The sequence below is a fragment of the Streptomyces sp. NPDC012510 genome, from assembly GCF_042955065.1.
GTDB lineage: Bacteria > Actinomycetota > Actinomycetes > Streptomycetales > Streptomycetaceae > Streptomyces.
The window spans coordinates 471,350-488,227 of sequence record NZ_JBIBEN010000005.1 but is presented as its reverse complement, the minus strand read 5'-3'; the positions used below and the strand labels follow the sequence as shown (position 1 = coordinate 488,227).

Sequence of the window (16,878 nt, the reverse complement as noted above, 5' to 3'; positions counted from 1 at the left end):
AGGGGCGCGGGGAACTGCGCGACCAGCCCCACTCAGCCGCAGACGACGAACTCGCCCGGCAGCTATTGGTCCGACGAGAAGCGGAGCGCACCCGTGGGGATCTGGGCGTCGCACCAGACTCGGACGCCGGTGCGGAGTTCGTTGTCGGCGCCGATGATCGCGCCGTCGCCGACGACGGTGCCGGTGAGGACGGAGCGTTCGCCGATGCGGGCGCGGACGCCGATGAGGGAGTCGGTGATGACGGCGCCGGGCTCGACGACCGCGCCGGCGAGGACCGTGCTGCCGGAGACCCTCGCGCCCTCGCCCACGAAAGCACCCTCGCCGACCACCGTGCCGTCGGTGAGCTTGGCGTCGCCCGCGACTCGGGCGGTGGGGAGGACGAGACGGTCGCCGCAGCGGCCGGGGACGGCGGGGGACGGGGCCCGGCCGAGGACGAGGTCGGCGGAGCCCCGGACGAAGGCCGCCGGGGTGCCGAGGTCAAGCCAGTACGTCGAGTCGACCATGCCCTGGAGGTGCGCGCCCGCGGCGAGCAGGTCCGGGAACGTCTCGCGTTCCACCGAGACGGGGCGGCCGACGGGGATCGTGTCGATGACCGAGCGGCGGAAGACGTACGCACCGGCGTTGATCTGGTCGGTGACGATCTCCTCGGGGGTCTGGGGCTTTTCGAGGAAGGCGAGGACCTTGCCGGTCTCGTCGGTGGGGACGAGACCGTAGGCGCGCGGGTCGGTCACCTGCGTCAGGTGGAGGGAGACGTCGGCGCCGGTCGTCTCGTGGGTGGCCACCAGACGGCGGATGTCCAGCCCGGTGAGGATGTCGCCGTTGAAGACGAGGACGGGGTCCTCGGGGCCGGAGTGGAGGTGCGAGGCGGCGTTGCGGATCGCGCCGCCGGTACCGAGGGGCTCCTCCTCCGTGACGTACTCGAGGTGGAGACCGAGGGCCGCGCCGTCGCCGAAGTGAGGTTCGAAGACCTCCGCGAGATAGGAGGTGGCGAGGACGATGTGGTCGACTCCCGCCGCCTTCGCCCGCGCCAACTGGTGTGTGAGGAAAGGGACTCCGGCCGCCGGGACCATGGGCTTGGGAGTGTGCACCGTGAGCGGGCGCAGCCGGGTGCCTCTGCCGCCGACCAGGAGGATCGCTTCTGTCACCTGTCGTCTCTGCTTCCTGCCGGGACCGGCCGAACTGTCATTCGACCGGCCAGTGTATGCAGACCGTTCCATGGCGCCTTCGTGGCCGTGCGTACGGCCGTCGACGTGCGGCGAGGCACATCGACGGTGTCATTCGTCGAGTCCACGGCGGGCGTTGTCCCGACGGGTGTCGCGTTCTGGCGGTGACTCAGGCCGGTCACCGGTTTGCCGGCCGGGCGCTCGGACCCGGTTCCCCCCATCGACTCGTCGCCCCGCTACCGGCCTTGGTAGCCGGCGGCCGCCGTGCGTGTCGCGCCGAGCTTTCCGTACAGGCGCCCCCCCGGGCAGTCGGTCGCGAACCCGTCCCGGTGGCCGGAGATCACGTGCAGTCGCACCTTCTTACCTTTTGGGTAGAGATTGCCGCCACCCGAAGTGAGGTATGTCTTGCCCTTCGGGTTCACCCCGTAAAGACCGAGTTTCCAGGCGGTCAGTTGCGCGATCGACTTGACCGACGAGGCCGGCGGCTTGGTGGAGCCGAAACTGCCGATGACCGCGATGCCCATGCTGTTGGTGTTGAACCCGAGGGTGTGGGCACCCATGACCGCCTTCGCGACACCACCCGCGCGGCCTTCGTAGATGTTTCCGCACTTGTCGACGAGGAAGTTGTAGCCGATGTCGCGCCAGCCACTGCTCACCACGTGGTAGCGGTAGATACTGCGGATGACGGAAGGCGCCTGTGCGCAGGTGTAGTTGTTGCCCGACGCCGTGTGGTGCACGAAGGCCGCGTCGACCCGGTTGGTGTAGCGGAAGTCTCGTTCGCGCAGCTTCTCGTCGGCACCCCAGCCGACCCGTGTGACGATCCGCGGACGCGGGCCGATGTACGGCTTCGCCCCCGGCACCACGTTCGCCAGCCGCTCCACCGTCTCCTTGCGCGACAACGCGGGGATCGTGGTGGAGCCGAGCGGCGCGAGGTCGGCGTTGACGGCGGAGGCGGCGGCAGACTCGGCAGTCAGCGCGCCCAGGAGTGGGGCGTCCACGGGGGTCCCGACGGGTGGCGGTTCGGTACCCTGCGCGGCTCCCGTCCCGGCCGACGGTCCGGCCGTGCCCTCCAGGACGCCGGAGCCGGGGTCGACCAGCTCCAGACGTAGGCCGTCCGGGAGCATCTGGACACCCGGCGCGGCCGTACGGCCCTGGGCCTCCGCGCGCACGCGCACCTCGACACCGTCCGAGTCGCCGACCCACAGCGGGGCGGTGGAGCCGCGCACCCGGCTCGAGGACCGCTCGGCTGTGTCAGGGTCGGCGGCGTGCTCGTGGTTGTGCGTCTCGACGTCCTGCCAGCCCGTCCAGCGGGCGCTGCCCTTCACGCGCGTACGGACCTGGACGCGACCCTCGAGTTCGGCGTCCGGGTCGTCCCAGACGACACCGACCAGCGAGAACGACCGTACGTCCCGTCTCTCCAGGCCCTGTTCGGTGGTGGCCGAGCCGAAGCCGCGGCCCGTTCCGAGGGGGACGAGGGGCAGCGACTGGGTGCTGCCTGACGCGGACGCGGACGCGGGCGCGGACACGGAGGCGGGGGCAGGCGCCGGTAGGGGCGCGAGCGCGGATACCGACCCGGGCACGGGCACGGGCACGGGCGCGGGCGCGGGCGCGCCGGTGGGCGCGGGGGTCGACGTGGGAACCGCCACCGCCGGGAGGGACGGGCCCGCCGGGGTCGCCGCGGTGGCCGTCGTCATGAGCGCCGCCGGGAGGGCGATCACCGCCGCGCAGGTGACGCCGATCGAGGCGGCTGGGAATCGAGATCTACGCATGTGGCTGATCCTGGGCATAGTCATACATATCTGTCTATCCCGGAATTGACGGGTCGTCGGGCCCCACTCCGCCGAACCGGTGGCATCCGGCGGTCCGCCCCGGGGCCACGGGGGCCCGGTCCCGCGTACGCTTACGCGGGTGAACGCCACCGACCACACCCCTGCCGACCTGCTGCGATCCGCGCTCGCCGCGGATCCCGCGCGCCCCCTGGTGACCTTCTACGACGACGCCACGGGCGAGCGGGTCGAACTGTCCGTGGCCACCTTCGCCAATTGGGTGGCCAAGACCTCGAATCTGCTGCAGGGCGAGCTGTCCGCCGAGCCGGGCGACCGGGTCGCGCTGCTGCTGCCGGCGCACTGGCAGACGGCGGTGTGGCTGCTGGCGTGTTCGTCGGTGGGGGTGGTCGCCGATGTCGGCGGGGACCCGGGAGCGGCCGACATCGTGGTGAGCGGGCCGGATGCGCTGGAAGAGGCCCGTGCGTGCTCCGGGGAACGGGTCGCTCTCGCGCTGCGGCCGCTCGGGGGGCGGTTTCCGCAGCCACCGGACGGCTTCGCCGACTACGCCGTGGAGGTGCCGTCGCAGGGGGACCGTTTCGTGGCGTTCGCGCCGGTCGACCCCGAGGAGGCGGCGTTGATCGTGGCCGGGCGGGAGTTCAGCGGGGCCGAGGTCGTGGAGCGGGCCCGGGCGGAGGCGGGCGACCTCGGGCTGACGGGGCCCGGGTCCCGGCTGCTGTCGGGGTTGCCGTACGACACGTGGGAGGGGCTGGCCGCCGGGTTGTACGGGCCGCTCGCCACCGGGGGGTCCGTGGTGCTGTGCCGGCATCTGGAGCGGCTGGGTGAGGATGCGCTCGCCCAGCGGATCGAGAGCGAGCGGGTGACCGCGACGGCGCGGTGACGCTGCGCGGTGCGGGTGCGCCGTCACGCCGTTGAGGGTGCGCTTGTGGGGCGGCTGCGGGTTTGTCGTGGGTGCTCGCGCAGTTCCCCGCGCCCCTTCCGGGCGCGGCTGCACCTCGGCCAGTGCGACAGGTAGGCCTGCCTCAGCCTTGCGGTACCGCCTGGCCCCGTCCCCCGTTCGGACCAGCCCCGGCCGCCCCCGGCCGCCTCACGGGCCATCGTCGTAAGAGCAGCGACTCGCTCGTACGCCGTGAGGGGTGGCCGGAAGTGGACGACGTCGGAGGCAGGACGGATGGGCTGGGGCCCGGCGTGGGCGGCTCGCCCACCGGGCTGGGGCCCATACGCCGGCGCCGGCGGAGGTGGGGGCGGTGGGTGGCGGGCGGGGCGGTGCTGGTGGTCACCGGGGCCCTGGGCGTGGGGTGGGCGGCGTACCAGAAACTGGACGGGAACATCACGTCGGACCGGACGGCGGCGGACGAGCTGGCGCGGTTCGAGAAGGAGCGGCCGACGGCGCTGGTGCGGGGCGCGCAGAACATCCTCGTGATCGGGTCGGACTCGCGGTCGGGTGGCGGGAACGCCGAGTACGGGCGGGATTCGGGGACCGAGCGGTCGGACACGACGATCCTGTTGCATCTGGCGGCGAATAGGCGGAGCGCGACGGCGGTGTCCCTGCCGAGGGATCTGATGGTGGATGTGCCGAGTTGCCGACGGGCGGACGGCCGTCGCACGGAACCGGTGTTCACCATGCTCAACTACGCGTTCCAGAGCGGCGGTTCGGCATGCACCGTTCGGACGGTCGAGCGAATGACGGATATTCGGATCGACCATCACGTCGTCGTGGACTTCAGCGGGTTCAAGGCGATGGTCGACGCCGTGGACGGGGTCGAGGTGTGTCTGGCCGCACCCGTTCGCGACAAGCAGGCCGACCTGCGACTGCCCGCGGGAAAAGTGAAGCTCGACGGCGAGCAGGCGCTGGGGTACGTGCGGGCCCGTAAGTCGCTGGGAGACGGCAGTGACACCGAACGAATGGACCGGCAGCAGCGGTTCCTCGCGGCGCTGGCGAAGAAGGTGCGCAGCAATGGCGTCCTGCTGAATCCGGTGAAGCTGTATCCGGTGCTGGACGCGGCCACGTCGTCGCTCACCACGGACCCCGGACTGGCCAGCCTTCACGGGCTCTACGACCTTGTGCGCGGTTTGCGCACGGTCCCCATGGAAAAGGTGCAATTCCTGACCGTTCCCCGGAAATCGTATGCACGCGACGCCAATCGCGATGAGCTCGTGGAGCCTGCGGCGCGGAGGCTTTTCGCGCGGTTGCGTTCCGACGCACCGGTGGCGGTGGCACGGGAACTGCCGGAGGGGATGCGGGAAGGGCACGCGGAGGAGCTTCTCGGAGGCCTCTCCGGCACCCCCGATCCGATGCCGACTTTTCGCGGCAGTACGGCCGCGGAGGAGGCTTGCGAGTGACCCCGGAGGGGGTCCGCGGGTAAAGCGCACGTCAACACAAGGAACAAATGCTCTAGGAAATGGGCAGATTGCCCGGTTGTAGGGACGTGCAATTTGTCACCGCCGTCGCTGAACGCCTGATCGGGCGGCTAGTGTGAGCGATCCGGTGCGTCAGGCCTTTTCGGTCACGCACCACTTGCATCGAGACCCGAGCGTCTTTTGAGGGGGAAGACGCCGCGTGGCCCCGACGGAGGAATCAGACAACCGTGGACGCGCAAGGCCGTGGGCGGGCGGACGACATCGACCCCGCAGACCAGTGGGTACTCAACCCGAGCACCGGTGAATACGAACTGCGACTGACTCCTTCCGCACCGCAGTCGGGAGTGCCGAGGCCGCGCAGGGCGGCGCCCGCGGCGGCGGGGGCCAGGGCCTCCACACGTACCGCGACGGCCCCTCCGGACACCCGCGGGATCCCCGACACCGTGCCGGGCCCCAGACGTCGGCGGGGTGCGCCCAAGGAGGACCCTCTGCCGGGCCGGCGCGGCGGCCGGGGCAAGGGGAAGCCCAGGAAGTCCGCCGGCAAGCGGATACTCGTGTGGACGGGCGGCTCACTGGCCTTCCTGCTGGTCGGGGTGAGCGCTGCGGGCTACCTCTACTACCAGCACCTCAACAGCAACATCAAGAAGATCGCGGACGACGGCGCGAGCACCGGCGGCTTCAGCAAGGACCGGGCCATCAACCTGCTGGTGATCGGCACGGACAAGCGGACCGGCGCGGGCAACGAGAGCTACGGCGACAAGGAAAGCGTCGGCCACGCCGACACCACGATCCTGCTGCACGTCTCCAAGGACCGTACGAACGCGACCGCGATGAGTATCCCGCGCGACATGATCGTGGACGTCCCGGACTGTCCGACCACGCAGGAGGACGGCACCAAGAGGACCATCGCGGGCACGCCGGAGGTGCGGTTCAACACGAGCCTCGGCCAGGACGGCCGCACCCCCAGCTGCACGATGCGCACGGTCACCGAGCTCACCGGGATCAAGCCCGACCACTTCATGGTGGCGGACTTCAACGCGGTGAAGACGCTCTCCACGGCCATCGGCGGTGTCGAGGTCTGTCTGGAGAAGGACATCAAGGACTCCAAGTCCAAGCTGGACCTGACCGCCGGCAAGCACACCATCGAGGGCGAGCAGGCGCTGGCCTTCCTGCGCACCCGCTACAGCGTGGGCCTCGGCAGCGACCTGAGCCGCATCCAGTTGCAGCAGCAGTTCCTCAGCTCGATGATCCGCCAGATGAAGTCCGAGGACACGCTGACCGACCCGACGAAGGTGCTGAACCTCGCGGAGGCCGCCACCAGCGCGCTCTCCGTCGACTCCAAGATCACCGACATCAAGAAGCTGGCGTCGCTCGGCCAGGAGGTCGGCAAGGTGAAGACGAAGAACATCACCTTCACCACCGTGCCGGTCGTCGACAACACCGACGGCGCGACCGTGCTGCCCATGCCGCAGAAGGCGGAGCAGCTGTTCTCGACGATCAGGAACGACATCTCGCTCACCGAGGTGAAGAAGCAGGCCAAGCAGAAGGCGGCGGCGAAGCTCAAGGGCGCGCGCGCCGACGCCTCCGAGGTCCGGGTCAACATCTACAACGGCGGCGCCGAGGCCGGCAGCGCACAGGCCACTCTCAGCTGGATGCAGAACGATGTCGGTGTGACCAAGTCGAGCCAGCTCGGCAACGCCGACAAGACGCTGTCGAAGACGACCCTCGCGTACGACCCCGACCAGGCCGACCAGGCGCGCAAGCTGGCCGACCTCATGGGGCTGTCCGCGTCCGCGCTGAAGCCCGGCGAGGGCAACAGCGAGACCAACTCCCAGGGCCTGCCCGCGATGGTGCTGACCCTGGGCAAGGACTTCAGGGGTGCCGGGGTGTCGCTGAGCGCGACGTCGGCGGCGGACCTGGACGTCGAGAAGAACACCGCGGACAAGGAAAAGTGCGCCAGTTGATGACCTGACGGGGTCGAGGCGCGTCTTACCGGACGCGAGTGTCGCTGAGATCTGGTGAACACCGGGCGGGCGCGAGAACGCGCCCGCCCGGCGGTTCCGAATGTCGTCGGGCGGCCGAGTGCCGCCGCACCGATCCCCGTCCGCATGTCATCCGGTCGGAACGCATGACGCGTTCGACAGAACACGAGTACATCCGAGTCGGGGTCTCGAAGGTCCAACAGACGGCGGGGACGACCCCGCCACGGCAGGGTGGGGAGGGGCAGGGAGATGGTACGGAGCGACGTGCGCGGGGACGGGGGGCGACCGCGCGTCGAGGAACCCGGCGAGCGGGACGGGGGCCCGGAGCGGCCGGGCGACTCGTCCGAGACGGACACGGACGTCAAGGTCCCCGAGCAGCGGGGGCGCAAGAGCGGCGACGGCGGTGGCCGGGGGCGAGCGAAGGCCCCCTCCAGGCCCCGGCGCAGACGGGTGCTGCGCTGGTCGGCGACGGTCCTGGCGGTCGTGATACTCGGCACCGCGGGTGCCGGTTATCTCTACTACCAGCACCTCAACGGCAACATCAAGAGGGAGAAGCTGAACCTCGGCGAGACGAAGATCGCCGAGCCGACCCCGAACGCGGCCGGTCAGACCCCGCTGAACATCCTGCTCATCGGCTCGGACGCGCGGGACACCGAGGAGAACCAGAAGCTCGGCGGCGCCAGGGACACCTTCGACGGCCCCCCGCTCGCCGATGTCCAGATGCTGCTGCACCTGTCGGCCGACCGCACCAACATGTCGGTCGTGAGCATGCCCCGGGACACCCTGCTCGACATCCCCAAGTGCACCGACCCGGACAGCGGCGAGGTGTACGGGAAGCTCACCCACACGATGACCAACGAGTCGCTGCGGCGCGGCGGCCCGGGCTGCACGGTCGCCACCTGGCAGGAGCTGACCGGCATCCACATCGACCACTTCATGATGGTCGACTTCTCCGGTGTGGTGTCGATGGCAGACGCGATCGGCGGTGTGCCGGTGTGCGTGACCGACAACGTCTACTCCCACACCAGCGACGGCAAGGGCTCCGGGCTGAAGCTGGAGGAGGGCACCACCTACATCAAGGGCAAGCAGGCCCTGCAGTGGCTGCGCACCCGGTACGGCTTCGAGGACGGCAGCGACATCGCGCGTGCCAAGGCGCAGCACCAGTACATGAACGCGATGGTCCGCGAGCTGCGCGAGAACGCCACGATCACCAACCCGAACAAGCTCCGCAACCTCGCCGAGGAGGCCACGAAGGCGCTCACCGTCGACGAGGGCCTCGGCACGGTGACCGCGCTCTACGACCTCAGCACGGAGCTGCGCAAGGTCGAGCCCGCCCGCATCACGATGACGACGATGCCGTACACCTACGTCGGGCCGCGCGTGGTGCCCAAGGAGGGCGACGCGGAGAAGCTGTTCCGGCTGATCCGTGAGGACATCGCGCTGGACGGCAAGGACAAGAAGAAGACCACCACCGAGGACGCGACCTCCGACGACCCGGCGGCGGCGAAGGACGAGATCGGTGTGCTCGTGCTCAACGGCACCATGACCTCCACCCTCGCCCCTGTCGCCGGCCGCGCGCACACGGTCTCACGGCTGCTCGTCGAGGAGGGCTTCACCAAGTCCTCGTCGTCGACGACGACCGCGGTCGTCGAGGACAAGACGGTCGTGCGCTACCCGAGCGCCGAGTTGGAGGGCGACGCCCAGGCGGTCGCCAAGGCTCTCGGCATCCCGCTCGGCCAGGTGGAGAGGTCCACGGAAGTCAGCGGGGTCACCCTCGTCGTCGGCGCCGACTGGCGTGAGGGCACGGCGTACCAGGCGGGCCAGGAGGACGACACGACTCCGGAGTCGGCGGACGCCCTGAACGGCGCGGACAAGAAGGCCTGCATGGAGGTGAACCCGGCGTTCACCTGGTGACGCCCCGTACTCGCGGTACCTCGCCTGCCTCACCTGCCTCGCCGTGATGAGCAGGGCCCCTCTCGTGATCGAGAGGGGCCCTGCTCGTACGGTCCGTGCGCTCAGCTCTCGGTGAGCACCGCCGGCCGGCGGGACGCGATGACCTTCTTCGCCAGGGACCTGGGGCTGGTGAGGAAGCCGAAGCCCCAGGACATGTGCATGGTGGCGAGGGCGACGGGGATCTGCAGGCGTGCCTTGAGCGGCAGGCCCTTGCCCGCCGGGATCGAGCCCGCGACGATCGCCGCGAGATAGCCACCGGGGACGACGAGGCCCAGCGGGGTCAGCAGACCGCCCACCAGCACACCGGCCGCGATCGCGACCACGGCGGTCGGCGGGGCGAGGTAGCGCAGGTTGATGGAGCCCTCGTGGTAGCGGGCGACGACATGCCGCCAACGCCCGTAGTCCTTGTACTGCTTGGCGAGCGCCTTGACGCTGGGCCGGGGCCGGTACGACACCCGCAGCTCGGGCGAGAACCAGATGAGGCCGCCCGCCTCGCGGATCCGGAAGTTCAGCTCCCAGTCCTGGGCGCGGATGAACTCCACGTTGTAGCCGCCCTGCCGCTCCAGCGCCTCGCGCCGGAAGACCCCGAGGTAGACCGTCTCGGCCGGACCGGCCTGGCCGCCCGTGTGGAAGGCCGCGTTGCCGACGCCGATCTTCGAGGTCATCGCGGCGGCGACCGCGTGCTCCCAGTCGTTCTCGCCCTCGGCGTGCATGATGCCGCCGACGTTCTGCGCGCCGGTCTCCTCCAGGAGCCGTACGGCGGTGGTGATGTAGCCGGGCGAGAGCATGCCGTGGCCGTCGACGCGCACCACGATCGGATGCCGGGAGGCCTTGATCGCGGCGTTGAGCGCGGCGGGCGTACGACCGGTGGGGTTCGGGACGGTGTGCACACGCGGGTCTTCGGCCACGAGCTCGGCGGCGATCTCGTCCGTGCGGTCCGTGGACGGACCGAGGGCGATCACGACCTCCATCTCGCCGGCGTACTCCTGCGCGAGGATCGCTTGGACGGCTCCGCGCAGATGCCGCTCCTCGTTGAGGACGGGCATGATCACAGAAACGGCGGGGAGCTGCACGTCGGGCTTGGCGTTCATAGGGGGCTCACGTTACCGCGAACGGGGGACTCCGACGCGCGCCGCCCGGTCGCCGGGACCGGCCGTGGATCACCGGGGCCTACGGTGCTCACGGATCCCTGACTTCCCCTGACCGGTCTCGCGGAGGTGTCCCCCGTGCCCACACCGCCCAGCCGCCCAGCCCGCCCGCAGCAGCCGCGGCCCCCCGTTCCTCCCCGGCGGCGGAGTTGGGCCATGCGGGCGGTGACCACGCTCTCGGTGGTGGTGCTGGCCGCCGCCGGCATCGGCCACGCGGTGGTCACGCGCCTGGACGAGGAGATCACCCGGGTCGACGCCTTCAAGGACATGAAGAACCGCCCCGAGCCGGGCCACGGCATGAACGTCCTGCTGGTCGGCACCGACGGCCGCGACCGGATCGGCGCGAAGGAGCGGCGGCGGTACCGGCTGGGCGGCGACCCCTGCCACTGCACGGACACGATGATGATCGTGCACATCTCGGAGGACCGGGAGCGGGCGAGCATCGTGAGCCTGCCGCGCGACTCGTACGCCGAGACGCCCGAGCACACCGACCGCGTCACCGGGAAGACCCACCGGGCCCACCCCATCAAGCTGAACGCGGCCTACGCGGAAGGCGGCCCGCAGCTCACCGTGCGCACGGTCGAGCACATGACCAAGGTGAAGATCGACCACTACGTCGAGGTCGACTTCACCAGCTTCATGCGGACCGTCGACGTCCTGGGCGGCGTCAAGGTCTGCACCGCCCGCCGCCTGAAGGACGCGTACACCGGGCTCGATCTCTCCGCCGGCACCCATGAGCTGGACGGTGGCGAGGCCCTCCAGTACGTACGCTCCCGGCACGCCGACGGCTCCTCCGACATCGGCCGTATGAAGCGCCAGCAACGCTTCATGGCGTCCCTGATGTCCCAGGCCACCTCCTCCGGCGTGCTGCTCAACCCGATCAAGTTCCGCGACATCACCCAGGCCGTCCTCGGCTCCGTGCGCGCCGACAAGGAGTTCGGCACCGGCGAGCTGATCGACCTCGGCCGCGCCATGCGGAACCTGAGCCCCGCGTCCTCCGAGTTCACCACCGTCCCCATCGGACGCGTGGCGTACACCGTGAAGGGCCTCGGTTCGACCGTCAAGTGGGACGAGAAGAAGTCCGCCCGCCTCTTCCGGGCACTCCGTGACGACCGCCCCCTCGCCCCCTACAAGCCCCGCGGCAAGTACGCCCTCGTGGAGGTCGCCCCCCAGCAGATCCGCGTCCAGGTCGAGAACGGCACGGACGTCCCGGGCCTCGGCAAGAAGGTCGACCGCCAACTGGCCGCCACCGGCTTCCGCACCACCAAGGCCCCGGTGAACTCCCGGCAGCGCGACGTGCGGCGCACCGTCGTCACCTACGACCCCCGCTGGGACCGCTCCGCCAAGTCCCTCGCCACCGCCCTCCCGGGCTCCGCCCTGCGCCCGGTCCGCGCCCAGGGCCCGGTCCTGAAGGTGATCGCGGGCACGGACTTCACCAAGGTCCGCAAGGTGCGGGCGCAGGACCCCCAGCAGGGCGAGTTCGGCGTGGTGACGGGCGACGAGGTGTCGTGCCCGTAGGCGTGCCCGTAGTCGTGCCCGCAGGCGTGCCCGAGTCCGTGCCCACCGGGACGAGGCGCCGTGCCCGTGAGAGGGGCGGGGCCTCTCCTATCCGACTTGCGTGCGATTTGTGTCAGCTTGGCAACAGCACTGCCTTGGTTTTTCATCGACCCTTGTAAAGGACACATCCCTACCCGGCACACTGGGGCGCATGAACGATTGGCCCGAGGGATGGTCCGGCAACAACCGCGGCGGCGGGTACGGACAGGGAAGCGCGAGCGCACAGCCCGACGGGGCGCGTGTGATGCGCCAGGTCCGTCGCGGCCCGTCGGCACCCCCTCAGGGAGGTGTGCCCCAGCAGCCGTCGTACGGCGACGCGTACGGCTACGGTCACGGCAACGGACCCGACCAGTACGGCGGCGGGTACAACAGCGACTACAACACCGGCCAGGTCTACGGCGCCGGCGGCACGGGCGGCCCCGGAGGTCACGGCGGCCGCGGTGAGCGCCCCGCGCCGAACTGGCGGCGCCGTATCAAGGTCACGGCGATCACGGCCACCGTGGTGCTGCTCGCGACGACGATCGGCACGTACTTCTGGGCCGACTCCAAGCTGAACCGCGAGGTCGACCTGTCGAAGGTCATCGAGCGGCCGGAGGCGGGCGAGGGCACCAACTACCTGATCGTCGGCTCCGACAGCCGTGCCGGCCTCTCCGACGAGCAGAAGAAGGAACTCCACACCGGGTCCGCCGAGGGCAAGCGCACGGACTCGATGATGATCCTGCACACCGGCTCGGGCGGACCGACGCTGATATCACTGCCCCGTGACTCGAACGTCGAGATACCCACCTTCGTCGGCTCAGAGTCCGGCAAGACCTTCCCCGGCACCGGCCGCCAGGTGAAGCTGAACGCGGCGTACGCCGAGGACGGCCCCGAGCTGCTGGTGCGCACCGTCGAGGCCAACACGGGTCTGCACATCGACCACTACGTGGAGATCGGCTTCGCGGGTTTCGCGAACATCGTCGACGCGGTCGGCGGTGTGGAGATCGAGATCCCCAAGGGCGGCATGAAGGACACCAAGTCCGGTGCCGACTTCGAGGCGGGCCAGCAGACCCTCAACGGCGAGCAGGCCCTCGCCTTCGTCCGGACCCGCTACGCCCTCGCCGGCAGCGACCTGGACCGTACGAAGAACCAGCAGAAGTTCCTCGCGGCCCTCGCCAACCAGACGGCGACGCCGAGCACGGTGCTCAACCCGTTCAAGCTGTACCCGACGATGAGCGCGGGCCTGGACACCCTGATCGTCGACAAGGACATGGGCCTGTACGACCTGGCCGACATGTTCTGGGCGATGAAGGGCGTGACCGGCGGCGACGGCAAGTCGATGAACATCCCGATCTCGGGCAACTCCGCCAACGGCAACCTCCAGTGGGACACCGCGAAGGTGAAGCAACTGGTGGAGCAGTTGAAGAACGACGAGACGGTGACGGTGTCGAGCAACTGACCCGGTACACAGGGCCGAGGGGCGCCCGGTGCATGTGCACGGGTGCCCCTCAGCCGCGTCCGGCCGGTCGGGCCGCCGGTCAGGCCGCCGGTCAGGCCGCCGGTCAGGCCGCCGGTCAGGCCGCCGGTCAGGCCGCCGGTCAGGCCGCCGGTCAGGCCGCCGGTCAGGCCGTCGGTCGGGCCGCCGGTCAGGCCGTCATGCCCGCCATCGACCGGCACGTCTCGGAGCAGCGGCGACACGCCTCGGCGCAGCGCATCAACTGCTGATCGTCCGGAATGGACATACACGCCTCGGCGCACATGTCACAGGCGCGGGCGCACATCGCGCACATCTCGGCGGACAGCGGTGAGCGGCGCATCATCATGTCCGCGCACATACGGGTCATCTCGGCGCAGTCCATCAGCGCGCGCATGATCTGCATCTGGGCCTGGCCGCCGGCCTGCATGCAGGCGCTCATGGTCTCCTCGCACACGCTGTGGCAGTTCATGCAGGCGTTGACGCAGTCCTGCATCTCCTTGCTCATCGCGGTCATGCCACCGGTCTGCTGCTGAGTCATGGCTCCTCCTGGGGTGGTGGGAGGGGGTCCGGGGCGGGCCCCCGTGCCCTTCCGTCCTACGCCTCCCCGACCCGGCCCGCCATCGGGCGGACGGCAGCCATCCGCCCCGTCCGTCCCGTACGACAACAGCCCCCGGCGGGCGCCGAGGGCTGTACGCGCACTGTGCCGAACGGGTTACGGCAGGTTGCGCGCCATGACGATGCGCTGGACTTGGTTCGTGCCCTCGTATATCTGCGTGATCTTGGCGTCGCGCATCATGCGCTCGACCGGGTAGTCACGGGTGTAGCCGTAGCCGCCGAGGAGTTGGACGGCGTCCGTGGTGACCTCCATGGCGACATCGGAGGCGAAGCACTTGGCGGCGGCGCCCTGGAAGGTGAGGTCCTTGTCGCCGCGCTCGGACTTGGCCGCCGCCTGGTAGGTCAGGGCGCGGGCGGCCTCGATCTTCATGGCCATGTCGGCGAGCATGAACTGGATGCCCTGGAAGTCGGCGATCGGCTTGCCGAACTGCTTGCGCTCCTGGACGTAGCCCTTGGCGTAGTCCAGGGCGCCCTGGGCGACGCCGAGGGCCTGGGCGGCGATGGTGATGCGGGTGTGGTCCAGGGTCTTCATCGCCGTGGCGAAGCCGGTGCCCTCCTCGCCGATCATGCGGTCGGCGGGGATGCGGACGTTGTCCAGGTAGACCTCGCGGGTCGGGGAGCCCTTGATGCCGAGCTTCTTCTCAGGGGCGCCGAAGGAGACGCCCTCGTCGGCCTTCTCCACGACGAAGGCCGAGATGCCCTTGGAGCGCTTGGCCGGGTCGGTGACCGCCATGACCGTGTAGTAGTCGGAGACGCCCGCGTTGGTGATCCAGCGCTTGACGCCGTTGAGGATGAAGTGGTCGCCGTCGCGGACCGCGCGGGTCTTCATGCCGGCCGCGTCGGAGCCGGCGTCCGGCTCGGAGAGGCAGTACGAGAACATCGCGTCGCCCTTGGCGAGCGGGCCCAGGTACTTCTTCTTCAGCTCCTCGGAGCCGGAGAGTACGACGGGCAGCGAGCCGAGCTTGTTGACGGCCGGGATGAGGGAGGAGGAGACGCAGGCACGGGCCACCTCCTCGATCACGATGACCGTGGCGAGCGCGTCGGCGCCGGCGCCGCCGTACTCCTCGGGGACGTGCACGGCGTGCAGGTCGTTGGCGACGAGCGCGTCGAGCGCCTCCTGCGGGAAGCGCGCCTCCTCGTCCACGGCGGCGGCGTAGGGCGCGATCTTCGCCTCGGCGAGGGAACGGATCGCGTCACGGAGCATGTCGTGCTCCTCGGACGGGCGGTACAGGTCGAAATCAGCCGATCCGGCCAAGGTCTCTCACGCTCCTGACGCTAACTACCGTTAAGTAACTCAGATTTTAGAGGCCGGGCCGAGGGCTTGGTACGTGAGTTTGACGACAGGCCGTGACCTCGGGGGAATCTGCCCGGTGAAGGGCTCCGGCACGCCCCGACTATGCTCAGGCAGCGCACTTGTCGCGCACGCGCGGCGCACCCCCACGGCCGGACATCCCAGGAGCAACCATGGCCCTCAAGATCACCGTGATCGGCACCGGCTATCTCGGCGCGACACACGCCGCGGCCATGGCCGAGCTGGGGTTCGAGGTGCTGGGGCTCGATGTCGTCGAAGAGAAGATCGACATGCTGCGGCGGGGCGAGGTCCCGATGTACGAGCCGGGCCTGGACGAGCTGCTGCGCAAGCATGTCGACGGGATCGAGGGCTCGAGCGGGCGGCTTCGCTTCACGACCGACTACGCCGAGGTCGCGGCCTTCGGTGACGTGCACTTCGTCTGTGTGAACACCCCGCAGCGGCACGGCGAGTACGCCTGCGACATGTCGTACGTGGACGCGGCCTTCGCCTCGCTCGCCCCGCATCTGACGGGTCCGGCGCTCGTCGTCGGCAAGTCGACCGTGCCGGTGGGGTCGGCGGACCGGCTGGCCGCGTATCTCGCCGAGCACGCGCCCGCCGGCGAGGACGCCGAACTGGCCTGGAACCCGGAGTTCCTGCGCGAGGGCTTCGCCGTGAACGACACGCTGCACCCCGACCGGATCGTGGTGGGCGTGCGCAGCGAGGGGGCCGAGAAGCTGCTGCGAGAGGTGTACGCGACGCCGGTGACGGAGGGGTCCCCGTTCATCGTCACGGACTTCCCGACCGCCGAGTTGGTGAAGACCTCCGCGAACTCCTTCCTGGCCACCAAGATCTCCTTCATCAACGCCATGGCCGAGGTGTGCGAGGCCGCCGGGGGCGATGTCGCCAAGCTGGCGGAGGCCATCGGCCACGACGACCGGATCGGAAAGAAGTTCCTGCGAGCCGGCATCGGCTTCGGCGGCGGGTGTCTGCCCAAGGACATCCGGGCGTTCATGGCGCGCGCCGGCGAGTTGGGCGCCGACCAGGCCCTGACGTTCCTGCGCGAGATCGACTCCATCAACATGCGCCAGCGTGGGCAGATGGTGGAGCTGGCCCGGCAGGCGCTGGGCGGCGGGCCTTTCCTCGGCAAGCGCGTCGCCGTCCTCGGCGCCACCTTCAAGCCCGACTCCGACGACGTACGCGACTCCCCCGCCCTCAACGTGGCCGGGCAGATCCACCTCCAGGGCGGCCAGGTCACGGTCTACGACCCCAAGGGCATGGACAACGCCCGGCGCCTCTTCCCGACGCTCGGGTACGCCGACTCCGCGCTCGCCGCCGTGCGGGGCGCCGACTGCGTGCTGCATCTGACGGAGTGGCGTGAGTTCCGTGAGCTGGACCCGGCGGCGCTGGGCGAGGTGGCGTCGGCCCGGCTCGTGCTGGACGGGCGCAACGCGCTGGACCCGGATCTGTGGCGCCGGGCGGGCTGGACATACAGGGCGATGGGGCGGCCGACGGCCTGAGTCTCGTACGCCGACCGACGGCCCGAGTCTCGTACGCCGGTCGGCTGCCCG

At 70.2% G+C, this 16,878-nt stretch carries 12 protein-coding genes; 7 read left to right on the top strand and 5 right to left on the bottom strand.

What is annotated here, in order from left to right:
- Positions 1–62 precede the first annotated feature (62 nt).
- Complete coding sequence (locus ACFY9I_RS12485) at positions 63–1,145, bottom strand: sugar phosphate nucleotidyltransferase (protein ID WP_391000301.1); 1,083 nt, start codon at positions 1,143–1,145, stop codon at positions 63–65.
- Positions 1,146–1,399: 254 nt separating this feature from the next.
- Positions 1,400–2,950, bottom strand: a complete 1,551-nt coding sequence (locus ACFY9I_RS12480; protein WP_391000405.1) for an N-acetylmuramoyl-L-alanine amidase — start codon at positions 2,948–2,950, stop codon at positions 1,400–1,402.
- Between the two features lie 121 nt (positions 2,951–3,071).
- Between ACFY9I_RS12480 and ACFY9I_RS12475 the strand changes: the two genes are divergently transcribed.
- The 4 genes from ACFY9I_RS12475 to ACFY9I_RS12460 all read left to right on the top strand — a co-directional run bounded on the left by ACFY9I_RS12475 (position 3,072) and on the right by ACFY9I_RS12460 (position 9,204).
- The gene (locus tag ACFY9I_RS12475; protein WP_391000298.1) at positions 3,072–3,827 is read left to right on the top strand and encodes a TIGR03089 family protein; all 756 of its coding nucleotides are present in this window, start codon (positions 3,072–3,074) and stop codon (positions 3,825–3,827) included.
- A 266-nt stretch (positions 3,828–4,093) separates the two neighbouring features.
- The gene (locus ACFY9I_RS12470) at positions 4,094–5,290 is read left to right on the top strand and encodes an LCP family protein (RefSeq protein WP_391000295.1); all 1,197 of its coding nucleotides are present in this window, start codon (positions 4,094–4,096) and stop codon (positions 5,288–5,290) included.
- A 245-nt stretch (positions 5,291–5,535) separates the two neighbouring features.
- Positions 5,536–7,272 (top strand): LCP family protein, encoded by a 1,737-nt coding sequence (locus tag ACFY9I_RS12465; protein ID WP_391000292.1) that lies wholly within the window; start codon positions 5,536–5,538, stop codon positions 7,270–7,272.
- A 267-nt stretch (positions 7,273–7,539) separates the two neighbouring features.
- On the top strand, positions 7,540–9,204 hold the full coding sequence (locus ACFY9I_RS12460) for an LCP family protein (protein WP_391000289.1): 1,665 nt from the start codon (positions 7,540–7,542) through the stop codon (positions 9,202–9,204).
- Between the two features lie 101 nt (positions 9,205–9,305).
- On the opposite strand, the gene ACFY9I_RS12455 is transcribed toward ACFY9I_RS12460, so the two are convergent.
- Positions 9,306–10,334: a glycosyltransferase gene (locus ACFY9I_RS12455; RefSeq protein ID WP_391000286.1), complete on the bottom strand. Its 1,029-nt coding sequence runs from the start codon at positions 10,332–10,334 to the stop codon at positions 9,306–9,308.
- A gap of 213 nt (positions 10,335–10,547) precedes the next feature.
- On the opposite strand from ACFY9I_RS12455, the gene ACFY9I_RS12450 reads away from it, so the two are divergent.
- Together ACFY9I_RS12450 and ACFY9I_RS12445 are read left to right on the top strand one after the other, a co-directional pair.
- Positions 10,548–11,909, top strand: coding sequence for an LCP family protein (locus ACFY9I_RS12450; protein WP_391000283.1), 1,362 nt, complete (start codon positions 10,548–10,550; stop codon positions 11,907–11,909).
- A gap of 190 nt (positions 11,910–12,099) precedes the next feature.
- On the top strand, positions 12,100–13,386 hold the full coding sequence (locus ACFY9I_RS12445) for an LCP family protein (RefSeq protein WP_391000280.1): 1,287 nt from the start codon (positions 12,100–12,102) through the stop codon (positions 13,384–13,386).
- 187 nt (positions 13,387–13,573) lie between these two features.
- Here the strand turns inward: ACFY9I_RS12445 and ACFY9I_RS12440 are convergent, their stop codons facing one another.
- Together ACFY9I_RS12440 and ACFY9I_RS12435 are read right to left on the bottom strand one after the other, a co-directional pair.
- Positions 13,574–13,942 carry a four-helix bundle copper-binding protein gene (locus tag ACFY9I_RS12440; protein ID WP_391000277.1) on the bottom strand — a complete coding sequence of 123 codons (369 nt, stop codon included), beginning with the start codon at positions 13,940–13,942 and terminating at the stop codon, positions 13,574–13,576.
- A 174-nt stretch (positions 13,943–14,116) separates the two neighbouring features.
- Positions 14,117–15,274, bottom strand: coding sequence for an acyl-CoA dehydrogenase family protein (locus ACFY9I_RS12435; protein WP_391000274.1), 1,158 nt, complete (start codon positions 15,272–15,274; stop codon positions 14,117–14,119).
- A gap of 209 nt (positions 15,275–15,483) precedes the next feature.
- On the opposite strand from ACFY9I_RS12435, the gene ACFY9I_RS12430 reads away from it, so the two are divergent.
- Complete coding sequence (locus ACFY9I_RS12430; protein WP_391000271.1) at positions 15,484–16,827, top strand: nucleotide sugar dehydrogenase; 1,344 nt, start codon at positions 15,484–15,486, stop codon at positions 16,825–16,827.
- Positions 16,828–16,878: the final 51 nt, after the last annotated feature.

Coding starts and splice junctions, on each gene's coding strand:
- ACFY9I_RS12480 (WP_391000405.1), bottom strand. CDS start 2,950: ATGCCCAGGATCAGCCACATGCGTAGATCTCGATTCCCAGCCGCCTCG.
- ACFY9I_RS12460 (WP_391000289.1), top strand. CDS start 7,540: ATGGTACGGAGCGACGTGCGCGGGGACGGGGGGCGACCGCGCGTCGAG.
- ACFY9I_RS12455 (WP_391000286.1), bottom strand. CDS start 10,334: ATGAACGCCAAGCCCGACGTGCAGCTCCCCGCCGTTTCTGTGATCATG.
- ACFY9I_RS12450 (WP_391000283.1), top strand. CDS start 10,548: ATGCGGGCGGTGACCACGCTCTCGGTGGTGGTGCTGGCCGCCGCCGGC.
- ACFY9I_RS12445 (WP_391000280.1), top strand. CDS start 12,100: ATGAACGATTGGCCCGAGGGATGGTCCGGCAACAACCGCGGCGGCGGG.
- ACFY9I_RS12440 (WP_391000277.1), bottom strand. CDS start 13,942: ATGACTCAGCAGCAGACCGGTGGCATGACCGCGATGAGCAAGGAGATG.
- ACFY9I_RS12430 (WP_391000271.1), top strand. CDS start 15,484: ATGGCCCTCAAGATCACCGTGATCGGCACCGGCTATCTCGGCGCGACA.